The organism is Phycicoccus elongatus Lp2, assembly GCF_000367525.1.
Taxonomy (GTDB): Bacteria; Actinomycetota; Actinomycetes; order Actinomycetales; family Dermatophilaceae; genus Phycicoccus_A; species Phycicoccus_A elongatus.
Map to the genome: position 1 here is coordinate 2,861,815 of NZ_HF570956.1, position 2,940 is coordinate 2,864,754.

Genomic DNA, 2,940 nt, shown 5'->3' on the forward strand with positions numbered 1-2,940 from the left:
GACACCGACCAGTGTGGCTGCTGCTCGGCGAGCAGGGCGAGGAGGGCAGGGTCTCCGACGACATAGCCGGCGCGCAGGCCGGCCAGGCCCCACGTCTTGGTCAGCGAGCGGATGACGAGGACGCCTTCGAGATCGGACGAGATCAGCGAATCAGGCTCTCCCACAATGGCATCCATGAAGGCTTCGTCGACCACCAGGACACGTCCGGGGGCACGCAGTGACTCCAGGGACGAGCGTGGATGGAGGACTCCGGTCGGGTTGGTCGGGTTGCCGACGAAGACCAGGTCGGCGTCGGCGGGCACGCGCTCGGGGTGCAGGAGGAAGCCGTCCGGCGCGCTGAGCACGTGCTGGTCGGGCACGCGGCCGGCCCGGCGCAGGGCCGACTCCGGCTCGGTGAACTGCGGGTGCACGACGAGGGGTCGCCGGCCCGCGATGGCGCGCGCGATGAGCGTGAAGGCCTCGGCGCCCCCGCTCGTGGGCAGGACCATCTCCTCGGGGACGCCATGGCGTCGGGCCAGTGCCGCTCGGGCCTCGCCGACGACCGGGTATGCCGCGAGGTCGCCGATGCCTTCGCGCAGCGCGGTCGCGAGCCAGGCCGGCGGTGCGGGCACTCGGACGTTGACGGCGAAGTCGACCAGTCCGGGCCCGACCTCGGCGTCGCCGTGGTGGTCCAAGCCGACCGAGGCTGCCGGCTCGGGTGCGGACGGGAACGCGACCGGTGCAGGCGCCGTCGGGTGAGCTGTTGGAGGTGCGCCGAGGAGGACCGGCGGCTGCGCGGCATACGCGTGCACGGAGGCGGCGAAGGCGGCCGGCACGGACGGGTTCCCGGCCCAGTGGGTGTGCAGATAGGAGGCGTGCACGGTGGCGTGTCCGGTGCCGGCCGGGTCGAGCGCAAAGCCATCAACCCCGTCCTCGTGCGCCCACGCCGCGGTGGGGCCCGCCCCCGGTGCGGTGCGCGTCCGGTGGAACTCGTGACCGCGCGACGTCGTGCCCGCCGGCCCGAGGATGCTGTCGACCGTGGTGCGGGCCGAGCGGTACTGCAGCGTCAGGCGGGGGTGCATCGCGGCGTCAGCGGGGACGGCGCCGACGAAGTCGTGACCCTCGAGGGTTCGGCAGAGGTAGAGCAGGCCCGCACACTCGGCGACCGTGGGCATGCCGGAGGCGATGGCGTCGCGCACCGATGCGGTGAGCGCGGTGTTTCGGGACAGTGCCGGGGCGTGGGCCTCGGGGAAGCCACCGCCGAGATAGAGACCGCTGGTGCCCGCTGGGAGTGAGGTGTCGAGGGCGGGGTCGAAGAGGACCGGCTCGCAGCCATGGGCCCGCAGAAGCTCGTCGGTCTCGGCGTAGCGGAAGGTGAAGGAGCGGCCACCGGCGACAGCCACGACCGGCCGGGATGCCGACGGGTCCGGGTGCGGGTGTGGGGCATCGAGCTCGGCCGTGGGGGACCACGGTGTGGCCGCCAGGTCGGGGGCCCGGCCGGCGAGCTCAAGGAGCAGGTCGAGGTCGATCAGTTGGGCGGTCTGCTCGGCGAGGCGGTCGAGGGCGCTGACGGCGTCGGTGCGCTCGGCGGCCGGGATCAGCCCGAGGTGGCGCGACGGGGCGCTGACCCCGGCGTCGCGCGGAAGGACACCGAGCACCGGCAGGCCGGTGGCCTCGACACTCGAGCGCACCTCATGGGCGTGGCGCGCCGACCCCGACTTGTTGAGGATGACGCCGACGACGTCGACGGCCGGATCGAAGGTCCGCAGCCCGTGCAGGGTGGCCGCGATCGTGCGGGCAGCCGACGAGATGTCGGCGACGAGGACGACCGGGGTGCGCGTGAGGGTGGCCAGGTGGGCGGTCGACGCGAAGCCGCCGGTGCCGATCCGTCCGTCGAAGAGGCCCATCACCCCTTCTATGACTGCCACGTCGGCGGGCGCGGGGGTCCGGGCCCCGTGGAGGAGGAGCGGGACGATGAGTTCCTCGGAGGTCAGCCAGGGGTCGAGGTTGCGACCGGGACGCCCGGTGGCGAGCGCGTGATAGCCGGGGTCGATGTAGTCCGGGCCGACCTTGGCCGGGGACACGACGTGACCGGCCCGGGTCAGGGCGGCCATGATGCCGACGGCGATGGTCGTCTTGCCCTGTCCCGATGCCGGTGCCGCGATGACGACCCGGGGCAGCCGGGTCGGTCTCACCACTCGATGCCCTTCTGGCCCTTCTGGCCCTTGTCGAAGGGGTGCGCGATCTTGGTCATCTCGGTGGCGACGTCGGCGATCTCGAGGAGGCGAGGATGCGGGTCGCGGCCGGTGATGACGACGTGTTGGTAGCCGGGGCGGTTGGTCAGGGTGGCGACGACGTCGTCGATGTCGAGCCACCCCCACTTGAGGAGATAGGTGAACTCGTCGAGGACATAGAGCGTGTGCGTCTCGTCGGCGAGGCGGCGCTTGATCTCCGCCCAGCCCTCCCGGGCGGCCTCGGCGTGGTCCTCCTCGGTGCCGGCCTTGCGCGACCACGACCAGCCCGAGCCCATCTTGTGCCACTCGATGGGGCCGCCCTGGCCGGTCGTGCGGTGCACGTCGTCCAACGCGGCCAGGGCCGCCTGCTCGCCGATCCGCCACTTGGCGGACTTGACGAACTGGAAGACCCCGATCGACCAGCCCTGGTTCCAGCCGCGCAGGGCCAGTCCGAAGGCCGCCGTCGACTTCCCCTTGCCGGCGCCGCCGTGGACGATGACGAGCGGGCTGTTGCGGCGTTGGCGCGTGGTGAGGCCGTCCGCGGCCTGCACGGGGGTCACTCCCTTGGCCATCAGGCGGCCCTCCTGTCGTTGATGAGTGCCACGAGATGGTCCGCGGCGATGTCCTCGAGGGGCAGGTGCTCGGCCCCCATGCGCCCGGCGAGGTCCTTGGCCAGCCCCATCCGGAAGCGGCCCGACTCGCAGTCGATGACGACGGTGTCGACCGC

At 72.6% G+C, this 2,940-nt stretch carries 2 protein-coding genes; both read right to left on the minus strand.

Annotated features, from left to right (window positions below):
* Positions 1-2,174: cobyrinate a,c-diamide synthase (locus BN10_RS13870; RefSeq protein WP_040753779.1), on the minus strand; the 2,174-nt coding region annotated here is incomplete at its 3' end.
* Positions 2,171-2,785: a cob(I)yrinic acid a,c-diamide adenosyltransferase gene (cobO, locus tag BN10_RS17515; protein ID WP_010851882.1), complete on the minus strand. Its 615-nt coding sequence runs from the start codon at positions 2,783-2,785 to the stop codon at positions 2,171-2,173. The genes BN10_RS13870 and cobO, both read right to left, overlap by 4 nt.
* Positions 2,786-2,940: the final 155 nt, after the last annotated feature.

Bases quoted from the DNA above. Each gene is read 5' to 3' on its own strand.
- cobO (WP_010851882.1), bottom strand. From the start codon at position 2,785: ATGGCCAAGGGAGTGACCCCCGTGCAGGCCGCGGACGGCCTCACCACG.